The 15,391-nt window shown below is 73.5% G+C and carries 14 protein-coding genes; 7 read left to right on the forward strand and 7 right to left on the reverse strand.

Annotation, left to right across the window (positions count from 1 at the left end; translation table 11 throughout):
* The 3 genes from V6U82_RS22590 to V6U82_RS22600 all read left to right on the forward strand — a co-directional run bounded on the left by V6U82_RS22590 (position 1) and on the right by V6U82_RS22600 (position 4,526).
* Positions 1-1,215, forward strand: a complete 1,215-nt coding sequence (locus V6U82_RS22590; protein WP_121684968.1) for an acyl-CoA dehydrogenase family protein — start codon at positions 1-3, stop codon at positions 1,213-1,215.
* A 168-nt stretch (positions 1,216-1,383) separates the two neighbouring features.
* On the forward strand, positions 1,384-2,949 hold the full coding sequence (locus V6U82_RS22595; RefSeq protein ID WP_334464274.1) for an AMP-binding protein: 1,566 nt from the start codon (positions 1,384-1,386) through the stop codon (positions 2,947-2,949).
* 77 nt (positions 2,950-3,026) lie between these two features.
* Entirely contained in the window at positions 3,027-4,526 is a 1,500-nt protein-coding gene (locus V6U82_RS22600) for a N,N-dimethylformamidase beta subunit family domain-containing protein (RefSeq protein WP_334464275.1), read from the forward strand.
* On the opposite strand, the gene purD is transcribed toward V6U82_RS22600, so the two are convergent.
* The 4 genes from purD to V6U82_RS22620 form a co-directional block, all read right to left on the reverse strand.
* A complete protein-coding gene (gene purD, locus V6U82_RS22605; RefSeq protein WP_334464277.1) occupies positions 4,510-5,757 on the reverse strand; it encodes a phosphoribosylamine--glycine ligase in 1,248 nt (415 codons plus the stop codon). The genes V6U82_RS22600 and purD overlap by 17 nt on opposite strands.
* A 90-nt stretch (positions 5,758-5,847) precedes the next feature.
* Positions 5,848-6,237 (reverse strand): hypothetical protein, encoded by a 390-nt coding sequence (locus V6U82_RS22610; protein WP_334464279.1) that lies wholly within the window; start codon positions 6,235-6,237, stop codon positions 5,848-5,850.
* A gap of 30 nt (positions 6,238-6,267) precedes the next feature.
* Positions 6,268-6,771: a type IV toxin-antitoxin system AbiEi family antitoxin domain-containing protein gene (locus V6U82_RS22615; RefSeq protein ID WP_334464280.1), complete on the reverse strand. Its 504-nt coding sequence runs from the start codon at positions 6,769-6,771 to the stop codon at positions 6,268-6,270.
* A 251-nt stretch (positions 6,772-7,022) separates the two neighbouring features.
* Positions 7,023-8,312, reverse strand: a complete 1,290-nt coding sequence (locus V6U82_RS22620; RefSeq protein ID WP_128139228.1) for an adenylosuccinate synthase — start codon at positions 8,310-8,312, stop codon at positions 7,023-7,025.
* Positions 8,313-8,433: 121 nt separating this feature from the next.
* Here V6U82_RS22620 and V6U82_RS22625 point away from each other — a divergent pair, with 121 nt between their 5' ends.
* Positions 8,434-9,432 carry a diacylglycerol kinase family protein gene (locus V6U82_RS22625; protein ID WP_334464282.1) on the forward strand — a complete coding sequence of 333 codons (999 nt, stop codon included), beginning with the start codon at positions 8,434-8,436 and terminating at the stop codon, positions 9,430-9,432.
* Between the two features lie 74 nt (positions 9,433-9,506).
* On the forward strand, positions 9,507-11,435 hold the full coding sequence (locus V6U82_RS22630) for a MinD/ParA family ATP-binding protein (protein WP_334464284.1): 1,929 nt from the start codon (positions 9,507-9,509) through the stop codon (positions 11,433-11,435).
* A gap of 48 nt (positions 11,436-11,483) precedes the next feature.
* Here V6U82_RS22630 and V6U82_RS22635 read toward each other — a convergent pair whose 3' ends face one another.
* Positions 11,484-11,912: a DUF3151 domain-containing protein gene (locus V6U82_RS22635; protein WP_091414087.1), complete on the reverse strand. Its 429-nt coding sequence runs from the start codon at positions 11,910-11,912 to the stop codon at positions 11,484-11,486.
* A 262-nt stretch (positions 11,913-12,174) separates the two neighbouring features.
* Between V6U82_RS22635 and V6U82_RS22640 the strand changes: the two genes are divergently transcribed.
* Positions 12,175-13,389, forward strand: coding sequence for an LOG family protein (locus V6U82_RS22640; RefSeq protein ID WP_334464286.1), 1,215 nt, complete (start codon positions 12,175-12,177; stop codon positions 13,387-13,389).
* 54 nt (positions 13,390-13,443) lie between these two features.
* Here V6U82_RS22640 and fbaA read toward each other — a convergent pair whose 3' ends face one another.
* A complete protein-coding gene (gene fbaA, locus V6U82_RS22645) occupies positions 13,444-14,466 on the reverse strand; it encodes a class II fructose-bisphosphate aldolase (RefSeq protein ID WP_121686339.1) in 1,023 nt (340 codons plus the stop codon).
* A 162-nt stretch (positions 14,467-14,628) separates the two neighbouring features.
* Positions 14,629-15,012 (reverse strand): phage holin family protein, encoded by a 384-nt coding sequence (locus V6U82_RS22650; protein ID WP_128137870.1) that lies wholly within the window; start codon positions 15,010-15,012, stop codon positions 14,629-14,631.
* 138 nt (positions 15,013-15,150) lie between these two features.
* Between V6U82_RS22650 and V6U82_RS22655 the strand changes: the two genes are divergently transcribed.
* A complete protein-coding gene (locus V6U82_RS22655; protein WP_091414081.1) occupies positions 15,151-15,363 on the forward strand; it encodes a hypothetical protein in 213 nt (70 codons plus the stop codon).
* Positions 15,364-15,391 lie beyond the last annotated feature (28 nt).

Here is a 15,391-nt window from a genome sequence, read left to right on the forward strand (position 1 = left end):
ATGGCCGAGTTCTCGCTAGACCTGAACGAGGAACAGCGGGACCTTCGCGACTGGGTGCACGGCTTCGCAGCCGAGGTCGTGCGCCCGGCCGCGGCCGAGTGGGACGCCCGGGAGGAGACCCCCTGGCCGATCATCCAGGAGGCCGCGAAGGTCGGCCTGTACGGGTTCGAGTTCCTCGCCACCTGCTGGGCCGACCCCACCGGCCTCTCCCTGCCGATCGCCAGCGAGGAACTCTTCTGGGGTGACGCCGGCATCGGCCTGAGCATCTTCGGCACCTCCCTCGCGGTCGCCGCGATCTACGGCGCCGGCACCCCCGACCAGCTCGTCGAGTGGGTGCCGCAGTGCTTCGGCGACGTCGACTCCCCGGCCGTCGCCGCGTTCTGCACGAGCGAGCCGGAAGCCGGCTCCGACGTCGGCTCGATGCGTACCCGCGCCGTCTACGACGAGGCCACCGACGAGTGGGTGCTCAACGGGCAGAAGGCGTACGCCACCAACGGCGGCATCGCCGGGGTGCACGTGGTCACCGCCTCGATCGAGCCGGAGCTGGGCTCGCGCGGCCAGGCCGCGTTCGTCGTACCCCCGGGCACGCCCGGTCTGACCGCCACCCGCAAGCTGCGCAAGCTCGGGCTGCGCGCCTCGCACACCGCCGACGTCTTCCTCGACGACGTCCGGGTGCCCGGCCGCTGCCTGCTCGGCGGCAAGGACGCGCTCGACGAGCGCCTGGCCCGCGCCCGGTCCGGGCAGCGCGCCTCCGGTCAGGCGGCGATGCGGACGTTCGAGCTGTCCCGCCCGACCGTCGGCGCGCAGGCGCTCGGCGTGGCCCGCGCCGCCTACGAGTACGCCCTGGACTACGCCAAGGAACGGGTCCAGTTCGGACGCCCGATCATCGAGAATCAGGCGGTCGCGTTCGCGCTCGCCGACATGAAGATGGAGATCGACGCGGCCCGGCTGCTGGTCTGGCGCGCGTCCTGGATGGGCCGCAACAACCGGCCGTTCACCGCCGGCGAGGGCTCGATGTCCAAGCTCAAGGCCGGCGAGGTGGCCGTCTCGGTGACCGACAAGGCGGTCCAGCTCCTCGGCGGCGCCGGCTTCCTGCGCGACCACCCGGTCGAACGGTGGTACCGCGACGCCAAGATCTACACCATCTTCGAGGGCACCTCCGAGATCCAGCGGCTGGTCATCTCCCGGGCCATCTCCGGGATGCAGATCCGCTGACCGCCGGCGGGCCGCGGCCCGACCCGTGACGACCGTTCGTGCCGTCGCGGGCCGGGCCGCCGCTCCCGGGCCGACCCGAACCGCGAGCGGGCACAAGATCATGCCGAACCGGACGGCCGACCCGTCCCGAGCCTGGTCGACGAACCACGGACGCGAAGGAGTTGCGCCTTGGACCTGCCGTTCATCGCCGCCACGCTGACCCGACGTGGACTGCTCACCCCGGGCGGACCGATCCGCGTGGTCTCCCAGCTGAACGCGCTGCGCCGGTGGGGCTGGAGCCTCGCCGGGGAGCTGCGCCAGGCCGCCGCCCGCGACCCCGGCCGCGTCGCCGTCGTCGACGAGCGCGGCGCCACCATGACGTACCAGGAACTGCTCGACCGCTCCGAGCGGCTGGCCCGGTCGCTGCGGTCCCACCTCGGCGTCCAGACCGGAGACCGGGTGGGTGTGCTCTGCCGCAACCACCACGGCCTGATCGAGGCGATAGTCGCCGCGATGCTGCTCGGCGCGGACGCCGTCCTGGTCAACACCGGACTGTCCGCCGCCCAGCTGGTGACCGTGGCCGAGGAGCAGGGCCTGCGCGTCCTCGTGCACGACGGCGAGTTCACCGAGCGCGTCCTCGGCCTCCCGGCCGAGCTGCACCGGGTCGACGAGCGGCGGCAGGAGGAGCTGATCGCCGCAGCGGTCCCCGGCGAGAGGCTCCAGCCGCCGGAGCGAGACGGGCGCACCATAGTGCTCACCTCCGGCACCACCGGCGCGCCCAAGGGCGCCCGCCGGCCCACCCCGCACGGCTTCGGCCCGCTGGTGTCCATCATCGACCGCATCCCGCTGCACGCGAAGAACACCGTGATGATCGCCGCGCCGATCTTCCACACCTGGGGGTACGCCGCGCTCCAGGTCTCGTTCGCGCTGCGCGCCACAGTCGTGCTGCACCGGCGCTTCGACCCGGCCGCCACGCTCGCCGCGCTCGTCGACCAGCGGTGCGACGCGATGTTCGCCGTACCGGTGATGCTGCAACGGCTGATGGAGGTGGCGCCGCCGCAGCCCCGGCCGCCGCTCAAGGTGGTCGCGGTCAGCGGATCCGCGCTGCCGGGCAACCTGGCCGTCGCGTTCATGGACCGGTACGGCGACGTGCTCTACAACCTGTACGGCTCGACCGAGGTCTCCTGGGCCTCCATCGCCGGGCCGGCCGAGCTGCGCGCCGCGCCCACCACCGCCGGCCGGCCGCCGCACGGCACCCGGTTGGCCATCCTGGACGAGACCGGACGGCCGGTCCGCGACGGTGAGGTCGGGCGGATCTTCGTGGGCAACGAGATGCTGTTCGAGGGCTACACCTCGGGCGCCGGCCGGGAGAGCCGCGACGGCCTGCTGGACACCGGCGACCTGGGCCGGGTCGACGCCGACGGGCTGCTCTTCGTCGACGGCCGGGCCGACGACATGATCGTCTCGGGTGGCGAGAACGTCTTCCCGTCCGAGGTCGAGGACCTGATCGCCCGGTTGCCGCAGGTCCGCGAGGTCGCCGTGATCGGCGTACCGGACCCCGACTACGGCCAGCGGCTGGCCGCGTTCCTGGCGCTGCGCACCGGCGAGACGCTCGACCCGGAGGCGGTCCGCGAGTACGTCCGGCGCTACCTGGCCCGCTTCTCCGTGCCCCGCGACGTGGTGTTCGTCAAGTACCTGCCGCGCAACGCCACCGGCAAGGTGCTCAGCCGGGAGCTGCGCCGCTACTTCGACTGATCGACATCGGTCAGCCGGAACTGGCCTCCTGGTGCTACCGTCTCCCCCGATCGAACGGGGAGACGGGGAGCGCCACAGTGGACCGATTTCGGCGGCGTACCGCGCTCGGCCTCCTCGTCGGCGGCGCGTCCGCCGCCGCGCTCGGCCCGTTCGACCCGGTCCACGGACGGCCCGACGACTCACCCACGCGCTGGCCGGTCCCGCCCGTCGAGCGGGAGAACCGCGCCGCCGGTGAACCGTGGTGGCCCGAACGCGGCGGCCGGGCCGCCGACGACCGGCGGCGCCAGATCCAGGGGTACGCCTCGACGACGAGCGTCGCCCCCGGCGAGGAGATCGACTTCCACGTCGCGGTCAACCCGGCCGGCCGGTTCCGGATCAGCGTGCACCGCCTCGGCTGGTACGACGGCGCGGGCGCCCGCACGATGCTGACCAGCCCCGAGCTGCGCGGCGTGCCACAGCCGGTGCCGGTCGCCGACCCGGACACCGGCGTGCTCGACTGCCGGTGGCCGGTGTCGTGGCGCCTGTCCGTCCCGCACGGCTGGACCTCCGGCCTCTACCAGGCGGTCTTCACCTCCGCCGACGGCTGGCGGGCCTGCACGCCGTTCGTGGTACGCGACGACAGGCGCCCGGCCCCGCTCTGCGTGGTGCTGCCGGTGACCACCTGGCAGGCGTACAACCAGTGGCCGCGCGACCGGCGCGTCGGCAAGAGCCTCTACAACGGTTACCGGGCCGACGGGTGGCGCGACCCGGCGCTGCGGGCACGCGCCGTCACGTTCGACCGCCCGTACTCCGGCGCGGGCATGCCCACCCACTTCGACCGCGACGAGGCCGCGATCCGGTGGCTGGAACGCAACCTCTACGACGTCAGCTACGCCACCAGCTTCGACCTGCACTCGGGGCGACTCGACCCGGCCCGGCACCGGGGCCTGGTGTTCTGCGGGCACGACGAGTACTGGTCGGCCGAGATGCGCAGCGCCGCCGAGGTCGGCCTGGCCGGGGGCACCAGCCTCGCGTTCCTCGGCGCCAACAGCGTCTACTGGCACGTCCGCGTACGCGCCGCCGCCGACGGCCGCCCCGAACGCGTCGTCGAGTGCGCCAAGACGCTCCCCGACCCGGGCGCCGGCACCGGCGACCCGACTGTCACCTGGCGCGACCTCGACCGTCCGGAACAGGCCATGCTCGGCGTGCAGTACAACGGCATCGTGCTGACCCCGCAGCCGCTCGTGGTGCGCGCCGCCGACCACTGGGTGTGGGCCGGCACCGGCGTCGCCGACGGCGACCGCATCCCCGGCGTGGTCGCGGGCGAGGCGGACGGGCTGCACGCGGCCCTCCCCCGGCCCGCCGGGACCACGCTCAGCTCCTCGCCGTACCCGGCCCAGCAGGGCGGGCGGCGGCTCCAGAGCAGCCACGTCCACGAGACGGCATGCGGGGCCGTCGTCTTCGCCAGCGGCACGCTCGGCTGGACTCTGGCGCTGGACCGGCGGGGACACCGTGACCCGCGCATCGAGCGGGCCACGGCGAACGTGCTCAACCGGATGGCCGGCCGGCGCCGCGGCCCGGTCAGCCCGGGATCGTGATCCGGCCGTCCACCGCCGCCGCCGCGATGTCGGTGCGGTGGTGGGAACCGGCCAGCTCGACGTCGCGTACCAACTCGTAGGCGGCGTCGCGCGCGGCGGCCAGGTCCGGGCCGGTCGCCGTACCGCAGAGGACCCGGCCGCCGGCGGACCGCAACGTGCCGTCGGCGTCCCGGCGCGTGCCGGCGTGGATGATCCCGGCGCGGTCCGCGCCGGTGATCACGTCACCGGTACGCGGGCCCGCCGGGTAGCCCTCGGCCGCCACCACGACGGTGACCGCCGCGCCGTCGCGCCAGCGCAGCGGCGGGTGCGCGCCCAGCGTGCCGGTGGCGGCGGCGTGCAGCAGCCCGCCCAGCGGCGTCTCCAGCAGGGCGAGCACGACCTGCGTCTCCGGGTCGCCGAAGCGCGCGTTGAACTCGATCACGCGCGGGCCGGACGGGGTGACCGCCAGGCCCACGTAGAGCAGGCCGGCGAACGGGGTGCCCCGGCGGCGCAGCTCCGCCAGCGTCGGGTGCACCACGTCGCGCATCACGTCGTCGACCAGGTTCGGCGGGGCCCACGGCAGCGGCGTGTACGCGCCCATCCCGCCGGTGTTCGGGCCGGTGTCCCCGTCGCCGACCCGCTTGAAGTCCTGTGCGGGCAGCAACGGCATCGCCGCCTCGCCGTCGGTGACCACGAACAGGGAGACCTCGGGGCCGGACAGGTACTCCTCGATCACCACCCGGCCGCACTCCGCGGCGTGCCGCTCGGCCTCGGCCCGGTCGTCGGTGACCACCACGCCCTTGCCGGCGGCGAGCCCGTCGTCCTTCACCACGTACGGCGCACCGAACTCGTCGAGCGCGTGCGCCACCGCCGCCGCGTCCTCGCAGGTGTACGCGCGGGCGGTCGGCACCGCCGCAGCGGTCATCACGTCCTTCGCGAACGTCTTCGAGCCCTCCAGCCGGGCCGCCTCCGCGCTCGGGCCGAACACCGCGACGCCCTTGGCGCGTACCGCGTCGGCGACGCCCGCCACCAGCGGCGCCTCCGGCCCGATGACCACCAGGTCGGCCGCGACCTCGACGGCGAGGGCCGCCACTGCCGCCGGGTCGGTGGGTGTCACCTCCCGCAGTTCGGCCACGGCCGCGATCCCCGGATTGCCCGGAGCCGCGAACAGCGCCTCGACAGCCGGATCCCCGGCCAGTCCGAGCGCGAGAGCGTGCTCCCGCCCACCACCACCCACAAGAAGTACGCGCACGACCGGCATCCTACTGACCACCCCACCCCGCCCCGTCGATCAAGGACTTTGCGTCTCACATTGAGGAGCTCGGGTCCGTAAACTCCTTGATCACCGGCGGTTCAGGGCGTGCTTGACCGTCTGGGGGATGTAGTCAGGGCGCAGGGTGTCCGACCAGGTGAAGCGGAGGATCCGCCAGCCGGCGTTGACCAGGCGGTTCTGCCGGAACCGGTCCGCGTAGACGGCCTGCGGCGTCAGGTGCGGAGCCCGGCCGTCCGCCTCCGCGATCAGACGCGCGCGCCGCCAACCCAGATCCCCGACGCCGAGCAGGTATCCGTCCTCGTCCCGTACCGGCAGTTGCAGGACGTCCGGCGGCACGCCGCCGTCGACGCAGCGGAGCCGCGCGCGGGTCTCCAGCGGCGACTGTGCCCGGCCGTCCGACTCGGCCAGGTATCCCCGCGCGGCGACCGCCCCTCGACGTCCGGCGAGGTGCGCGAGCACCAGGGACAGGTCGTTCTCGGCCAGGATCCCCTAGTAGAGCGCGGAGTCGAGGACGCACACCGCGGGGTAGCGCCGAGCCCGCAGCAACACGTCGGCAACGGTGCGCACCGGTGTGGTGACCGGCACACCGCCGACCCGGCACACGTCCGCGTCGGCGAGCGTCAACTGATGCACCGTCAGGCCCGGCTCCGCGCGGCGCTGTACGTGCGGCCGATCCCGCGGGACCGAGACGTGGATCGCCGCCGTCGGTGGAAGGCCGGCGATGCCGTGCAGTTCGGCGGCGGTACTCAGCACGGCGACCGCGCCCTGCCCGAGGCTCGCGATCGTGGCGCGGATCATGGCACGCCGCAGTGCCACCGGCGCCGGCCCGGCCGGGGACGGCAGATAGCAACCGCGCGAGAGTCGCGTCCATCGCCCGGACCGGACGAGGTACCGGATCTGCTCCCGGCCGAGGCCCAGGCGCAACGCCTGCTCCGCCGTCACGAACCCGCCCTGCGTTGCGGCCATCCGCGTCAGTTCGTCGAATTCACGCACACGCGCAGGCTCCCCCCGCGCCACCCACAGCCGACACCCCTGTGGACAACCCTGTGGACAACCAGGCTCGTGCTCCCCGTGGCCCTCCCGCCGCTCCCGCCCTCCGCCTCCCCCAACCCTCCGGCCTCACCCCGGTGATCAAGGAGTTTGTGTCCGGATCCGACGCCGAACTGGACACAAACTCCTTGATCACCGGGGTGAGGCCGGAGGGGGAGAGGGAGGGGGAGGGGGAGGGGGAGAGGGGGGTGGGGTTAGGGGAGGAGGGGGTGGCGGAGGACGTTTTCCTCTCGGCCTGGGCCTACGCCTACCACGCTCACCCGGGTGCCGGTCAGTTCCTCGATGCGGGCGACGTAGCGCCGGGCGTTCTCCGGCAGCTCGTCCTCGGTCCGCGCCTTGGTGATGTCCTCCCACCAGCCGTCGAGCTCTTCATAGATCGGCGTGGCGTGGTGGAAGTCGGTCTGCGTCATCGGCATGTCGTCGAAGCGCTCGCCGTTGATCTCGTACCCGACGCAGATCGGCACCTTGGCCAGGCCGGTCAGCACGTCCAGCTTGGTGACCACCAGGTCGGTGACGCCGTTGAGGCGGCACGCGTACCGGGCCACCACGGCGTCGAACCAGCCGCAGCGACGTTCCCGGCCGGTGGTGGTGCCGTACTCGTGACCGACCTTGCGCAGGTGCTGCCCGTTGTCGTCGAACAGCTCGGTCGGGAACGGACCGGAGCCCACCCGCGTCGTGTACGCCTTGCTGACCGCGATGACCTTGGTGATCGCGGTCGGCGGGATGCCCGCGCCCACGCACGCCCCACCGGCCGTCGGGTTCGACGAGGTCACGAACGGGTAGGTGCCGTGGTCCATGTCGAGCATGGTGGCCTGGGCGCCCTCCAGCAGCACGGTCTCGCCGCGGTCGAGCGCGTCCCAGAGCATCACCCGGGTCTCGGCGATGTACGGGCGCAGCCGCTCGGCGTACTGGAGGTACTCCTCGACGGTCTCCTCGACGTCGATCGCCTTGCGGTTGTAGATCTTGAACAGCAGCTGGTTCTTCTCGCGGAGCGCCAGTTCCAGCTTCTTGCGCAGGATGCCCGGGTCTAGCAGGTCCTGGAGCCGGATGCCCATCCGGGCGACCTTGTCGCCGTACGCGGGGCCGATGCCCCGGCCGGTGGTGCCGATGCGGGAGCTGCCCAGGTAGCGCTCGACCACCCGGTCCAGCGCCCGGTGGTGCGGCATGATCAGGTGGGCGTCGCCGGAGATGCGCAGGCGGGACACGTCCACGCCGCGCTCGGCGAGCCCGTCGATCTCCTGGAGCAGCACCTTCGGGTCGACCACGACGCCGTTGCCGATCACGATCATCGCGCTCGGTGACAGCGCCCCGGACGGCATGAGGTGCAGCGCGTACTTCTGGCCGTCCGGCGTGATCACCGTGTGGCCTGCGTTGTTGCCGCCGGAGTAGCGCACGACGTAGTCGACCCGCTCACCCAGCAGGTCGGTAACCTTGCCCTTGCCCTCGTCGCCCCACTGGGCGCCGAGCAGCACGATCGCTGGCATCTTCTCGCCTCCAGAAGGCTCGGGTGCCAGGTGGCGACCGGTCAGCGAGCCCGGGGTGTCAGGCTAACAAGTAGTGACGGTGGGACCAGCAGGGGTTGGTCGGAAAGCGGGAGGCTCCTTCGTGTACGACGTGGTGCTGCTCACCCTCGGCTCGGAGCGGGACGCTCCCGGTGGTGGCTGCGGCAGCGGCGGCGCCTGCTGCGGCGGCGCGGACGACACCGGCGCCGAGACCGGCGAGGAGCGCTGCGAGACGCCGCGCGTACCGGTGCTGGCCTGCGCGGACGAGCTGACCGCCCGGGGTGCCCGGGTGACCACCGTGACCGCCCGGTCGGACTCCGAGATCGACGAGGTGCTGGCCCGCCTCGACGGCCCGCCGCGCGCCGACGGCCTCACCTGGCCGGACTCCGACGGCAAGACCCGGCTCATCGTCGCCACGGCCAGTGACGGTCAGTTGCGCGCCGTCCTGCGCCGGCTGGTCCGGCGGTACGCTCCGCCGCCGAGTCGCCGCCCCGCGGACCTCGCAGACGACCGTACGGTGCCCGACCTGCCGCCTGTGGGCGTACTCCCGCTCGATCCGGCCCGGTCCGGGACGGCGCGGGACCTGGCCGCGCAGCTCGGGCTGCCCCGGGATCCGGCGGGTGTGGCCGCCGCGGTGCTGGACGGCACCGCCCGGCGGCTTGACCTGCTGCGCAACGACGGCGGCTCGGTGACGCTCGACGGGGCGCTGCTCGGCGCCGCCGACGACGCGGGCCGTCCGCTGCACTGGCGGGCCCGGGTCGAGGTCGACGGCACGGTGCTGAGCGACGGTTCGGAGCCGATCACCGCGTGCGCGATCGGCAACGCGGGCGGGTACGCGCGCCTGGGCGAGGTCGACCTGCTGGGCGGCCCGGACCCGGCCGACGGGCGGGTGACGGTGGGCGTCGCCGTACCAGTGGTGACCCGGTCGGCGTTGGGCCGGAAGAAGGTCCGGCTGGAGGTACGCCGGGCGCGGGGACGTGCGGTGGCGGTGGTGCCCCGCGACGAGAAGGTGCCCTTCCTCGACGACGGCGTCGAGGGCGAGCTGAGCCGCAAGCGCTCCTGGTGGACCGAGCCGGGCGCCTGGGCGGTCTGGACGGGCTGACCTCGGTCGATCCCCACCCGGCTCGCGGCGCTGGCCGGAACGCCTATCCTCGGCGGAAGGAATGGGGAGGAACCGTGGTGCACGAGAACGACGACCGGGCCCACGTACCGGGCCGGCCGCAGGTGCCGCAGCGGGACGTCGAGCCGCTGTGGCCGCCGGAGGAGACCGACGCGGCGGCGGCCACGGCCCCGCCGTGGGCGTCGGTGCCCTGGCCGCTCCCGCCCACCGACGCTCCCACGCCGGTGGCCGCGGACGTCCCGGCGCCCCAGGCACCGGTGGCGGCGGACGTTCCGGCGCCCCAGGCACCCGCTGTCGACCTGGACCTGCCGTTCACGCTCGACCGGGCGACCTCCGCCCCGTCACCGGCCCAGCCGGAACCGGCGGCATCCGGCTCACCGGCGGTGCCCGGTACGCCGGCGGCACCCGTCCCGGCGACCACGCCCGCCACCGGGACGACCGGCCCGGGCACCACCGGCGAGGGCGCCGGGAACGGACGGCCCGCCTCGCCGTGGGCACAGCCGCCACAGCGGGCCGGGTCGGACTCCGCCACCACGCCGGACCTCGCCGACGCCACGACGCCGCCGTCCGAGGCGGTGGAGGCCGACGGCATCGCGTCCGGCCGCGCCACCGTGGCACCGCCCCCGCCCGAGGCACTCTCCACCGACGGCACCGCCTCCGGCCGGGCCACCGTGGCACCGCCCCCGCCGCCTGACGCCCTCCCCGAGGACGGCACGGTGTCCGGCCGGGCCACCGTCGCCGGGACGCAGCCGTCGCCGGACTCCGGTACGGGACCGGCAGGGACGGGCGCGCCCGAGCAGGCGCCCCGACTCGGGCCGTTCCCGCCGTCGCCGGGCGTACCGGCACAGCCGTCCCCGTACGGCAACGGCTACCCGTCGCCCGGGTATCAGCCCGGTCAGCCCGGCTGGTACCCGCCGCCCGGCTGGACGCCCCAGACCGGCGTGCCACAGCCGGGCGGCCCGATGCCCCCGCAGGCGCCGGTGTCCGGCCCGGTGGCGCCCCCACCACCGCATCAGCCCCCGGCCCACCCGGAGCAGGGCTGGACGCCGCAGCAGGCGGTACCCCCGACCGCCGAGGACTTCGCCCGCCGCCGCCAGGCCCGGCCGATCGACCCGGTGGCCACCATGGGGGTACGCGCGATGGTCAACAAGATCGGGCTGGTCCGGCTCGCGCCCGGGCGGCACGAGCAGGAGATGAAGCGCGACATCGAGATGGTCCGCCGCAACTTCGGCGGCCTGCGTCAGGTGACAGTGGTCAACCCGAAGGGCGGCGCCGGCAAGACGGTGGCGATCCTGCTGCTCGCCATGACGTTCGGCCAGAAGCGCGGCGGATACGTGCTGGCCTGGGACAACAACGAGACCCAGGGCACCCTCGGCATGCGCGCTCAGCAGGACTTCCACGCCCGTACGGTGCGGGACATGCTGCGCGACCTGGCCCAGTTCCAGGGTCCGCACGGCCGGGTGGGTGACCTGTCGCAGTACGTCCGCTCACAGGGCGAGGGCATGTTCGACGTGCTGGCCTCGGACGAGTCGGCAACCGGCGGCGAGATGCTCACCGCCGCCGCGTTCGCGGAGATCCGCGAGGTGGTCAGCCGGTTCTACAAGCTGATCTTCGTGGACACCGGGAACAACGTCCGGGCGCAGAACTGGCAGGCCGCGATGGACGCCACCGATCAACTCGTGGTCACCATGTCGGCCCGGAACGACTCGGCCGAGACCGCCGCCCGGATGCTCGACCACCTGGAGCAGAGCGGCCGGCAGCGGCTGGTCCGGCAGGCGGTCACCGTGGTCTCGATGCCGCCGTCGCGCAAGGAGATCGACCTGCCCGCGATCCAGGCCCACTTCGCGGCGCGGACCCGGGCGGTGCTGCTGGCGCCGTACGAGCGGCTCATCGACACCGGCGAGCCGCTGCGGTACGGACAGCTCTCCTCCGCCACCCGCGACGCCTGGCTGAAGATCGCTGCGTCGGTGGCGGAGGGGCTGTAGGACGGGCGCGACGACCGGCCACGAGAGGACCGGCCGTCGCGGCAGTGGTCAGTCGCCGGACAGCGCGTCGCCGGCGGCCGGGTCGCAGTCGCGGAGGAACTGGGCGCACCGGGCCGCCTCGTCCGCCTCACCGATCTCCCCCGCCGCGCGGGACAGCACGTAGAGGCAGCGGAGGAAGCCCCGGTTGGGCTTGTGCGACCAGGGCACCGGGCCGTGGCCCTTCCAGCCGCTGCGGCGCAGCTGGTCGAGGCCCCGGTGGTAGCCGGTGCGGGCGTACGCGTACGCCGTGACGACCTGATCCGCGGCGAGCGCGCGGCCGGCCAGCGCGGCCCAGGCCGCGCTGTAGGTCGGGAAACGGGCCGCGACCTCGGCGTACGCCTCGTCGGTGCCCTGCTCGGCCGCCGCCGCCAGCGCGGCGTCGGCCTCCTCGTGGGTCGGGAGCAGGGTGGCCGGTGGCTCAGGCAACAGGTTCTGCATCGCCCCATTCAACCCGCTTCGCCCTCGGGTACGCGAGGGGCCCCGCCCGTACGGTTGGCTGAACGGCTGAGGGTTTCGTCACGCCTGCGGCGGGAGCGGGCGTACCCGCGGCCCATGCCGCCGCCGTGGTTCTTGCACTACAAATACAGATCCGGAGCCTCCCCAGGACCCGGTTACGCAGGAGCCCGGCGGCGTGCCCGCCGGGCTCCTGTCGTTCCCGCCCCCGGTTTCGGCACTTGCCGTGCGGGGGCAGGATGACCTGGTGCCGACCCCACCACCTGCGGACGTCATCGAGCCGCACGCGCCCCACGTCAACGAGATCGAGACCCGCACCGCGTTCGAGCAGCGACTGGCCGGGGGCACCCTGGCCGGGCTGACCGTGCAGGGCCTGCGCCTCGACCTCGACCCGGTTCCCGACCTGCGCGACGTCGACGTCACCGGCACGCTCTTCGTGGGCTGCCGCTTCGCCGGCCGCGAGGTGGGCGCGGACCTGGTCCGCCGGGGCGCCAACGTGGTCCCGCCGTTCTCCGGGCTGCCCTACCCGACCCAGCCGTCGCACCTCTACACCGCCGACGAGCTGGCCGCCGGGTTCGCCGAGGGCGGGTTCGCCGAGATGTACGACACCCGGGTGTACGCGCACTTCCGGGCGCACGGCGGCGCGCTGCCGGACGTACGCGAGGCGCTCGGTCAGCGACTGCACGACCACGGCGTGGACAACGCGCTGGCCGACGCCACCCGGTCGTGGCTGGCCTCGCACGGCCCGCAGTCGGTGGTGGGCGTGATGGGCGGGCACGCGGTGCCGCGCGGCAGCGTCGCGTACCGGATGGCCGCCGTGCTGGGCTGGGAGCTGGCGCGGGCCGACCGCCTGGTGGTCACCGGCGGCGGTCCGGGCGTGATGGAGGCGGCGAATCTCGGCGCGTTCCTCGCGGCCTGGCCGGCCGAGGAGCTGTCCGCCGCGATCGACGTGCTCGCCGTCGCGCCGGACTTCACCGACCACGACCGGTACACCGCGGCGGCGCTGGCGGTGCGCAAGCGGTACGCGGGCGGCCCGTCGCTGCCGTCGCCCCGCCCGTCGGCACCCGGCACCGAGTGGGCGCGGTCCGGCGGGCTCGCCATCCCCACCTGGCTGTACGGCCACGAGCCGGCGAACCTGTTCGCGGGCCGGATCGCGAAGTACTTCTCCAACGCCATCCGGGAGGACACGATCCTGCGGCTGGCCCGGGGCGGGATCGTGTTCGCGCCCGGCAAGGCCGGCACCGTGCAGGAGGTGTTCCAGGCGGCCACCAAGACCTTCTACGGGACCGACGGGGCGAGCGGGGCGTACGTCTTCCTGGACCGCACGTACTGGACCACCGAGCTGCCGGTGGAGTCGCTGCTGCGGCCGCTGTTCGCGGCGTCCCCGTTCGGCGACCTGTCGCACACGATCCACCTGACCGACGACGTCCGAGACGCCGTCCGGGTGCTGACCGCCGGGTGAGACACGGAGGGCCGGCCCCGTCCGGGTGCCGGCCCTCCGTTCACGCGCGAGGCGTCACTTCATGGTGGTGCCGGTGGAGCGCAGGTGCTCGCAGGCCTCGACCACGCGGGCGGCCATGCCGGCCTCGGCGGCCTTGCCCCAGACGCGCGGGTCGTACATCTTCTTGTTGCCGACCTCGCCGTCGACCTTCAGCACGCCGTCGTAGTTGCGGAACATGTGGTCCGCGACCGGGCGGGTGAAGGTGTACTGGGTGTCGGTGTCGATGTTCATCTTCACCACGCCGTAGTCCAGCGCCTCCCGGATCTCCGACAGCAGCGAGCCGGAGCCGCCGTGGAAGACCAGGCTGAGCGGCTTGTCCTTGCCGTACTTGGCGCCGACCGCGTCCTGGATCTGCTTGAGCACCTCGGGGCGCAGCTTGACGTTGCCCGGCTTGTAGACGCCGTGCACGTTGCCGAAGGTCAGCGCCGCCATGTAGCGGCCCTTCTCGCCCAGGCCGAGCGCGTCGACCATGGCCAGGCCGTCCTCGACGGTGGTGTAGAGCTTGTCGTTGATGGCGTTCTCGACGCCGTCCTCCTCGCCGCCGACGACGCCGACCTCGATCTCCAGGACGATCTTGCCCTTGGCGGCCTCGGTGAGGAGCTGCTCGGCGATCTCCAGGTTCTCCGCCACCGGCACGGCCGAGCCGTCCCACATGTGCGACTGGAACAGCGGCTCCTGGCCGCCCTTGACGCGCTCCTGCGAGATGGCCATGAGCGGCCGGACGAACTTGTCCAGCTTGTCCTTCGGGCAGTGGTCGGTGTGCAGCGCGATGTTCACCGGGTACTTCTTGGCGACCTCGTGCGCGTACGCGGCGAACGCCACCGCGCCGGTCACCATGTCCTTCACGGACGGGCCGGACAGGTACTCCGCGCCACCGGTGGAGACCTGGATGATGCCGTCGCTCTCCGCGTCGGCGAAGCCCTTGAGCGCCGCGTTCAGCGTCTGCGAGGAGGTCACGTTGATCGCGGGGTACGCGTACCGGCCGGCCTTGGCCCGGTCCAGCATCTCCGCGTAAGCCTCGGGGGAAGCGATGGGCATGTCGAACGCTCCTTACTTACCGCTCTCGGCCGTGCAGGCCGCTGTCTTCCATGGGCGCGACCGTTCCGGTCGCTCACGTCCACGGTTGCGCCGGACCGCGCTGTCCACCGCGGGCAGTATCCCGTAGGAGCGCGAGAGGGGCACAACCGGCCCGGATGCCGCTCACCGATTCTCCAGCCGGTCCGGTACGACGACACTGATCAGCCAGCTCACCACCGCGACCACGATGGCCCCCCAGAAGGCGGCCCAGAAGCCGTCCACGTGGAACGGGAGCTTCAGCACCCCGGCGATCCAGTCGGTCAGCAGGAACAGCAGCGCGTTCACCACGAGCGCGAACAGGCCGAGCGTGAGCAGGTAGAACACGCAGCCGAACACCTTGATGAGCGGCTTGAGCACCGCGTTGACCACACCGAAGACCAGTGCCACCACGATCAGGGTGAGCACGGTGCTGCCGGTGTTGCGGCCACTCACCTCCACTCCGGGCACGATCAGCGTCGCGATCCACAACGCGACCGCGGTGATCGCCAGCCGGATCAGGAAGCCCATGCCTCCCATCCTGGCACCGGCCGCGCGCCGGGAGCGGGACAATCGCCGACTCCGCCGTTCCGCCCGCCACCCAGCGGTGGCCCGGAGCAGCCCGTACGGTGGTGGGGACGATGCCCGCACGGAGAACAGGGAGGGACGATGGGTCAGCCCGACGAGGACTTCGCCCCCAGTGACCACCTCGCCCCGGAGGAGCGGGATCTGGAGGCCGAGCCGGCCGACGCGGTCGAGCAGGCCACCACGGTGACCCCGGACGACACCGACGGCGAGCCGCACCGGGGCATGGAGGTCGACGACTGGGACGCCATGGAGCAGGCCCGCGTCGTCACCGCCGACGAGGACGACTACCGCTGACCGGCACCGGGTCACCGCAGGGCGGTGA

Source organism: Micromonospora sp. CPCC 205554, from assembly GCF_036902745.1.
GTDB lineage: Bacteria > Actinomycetota > Actinomycetes > Mycobacteriales > Micromonosporaceae > Micromonospora > Micromonospora tulbaghiae.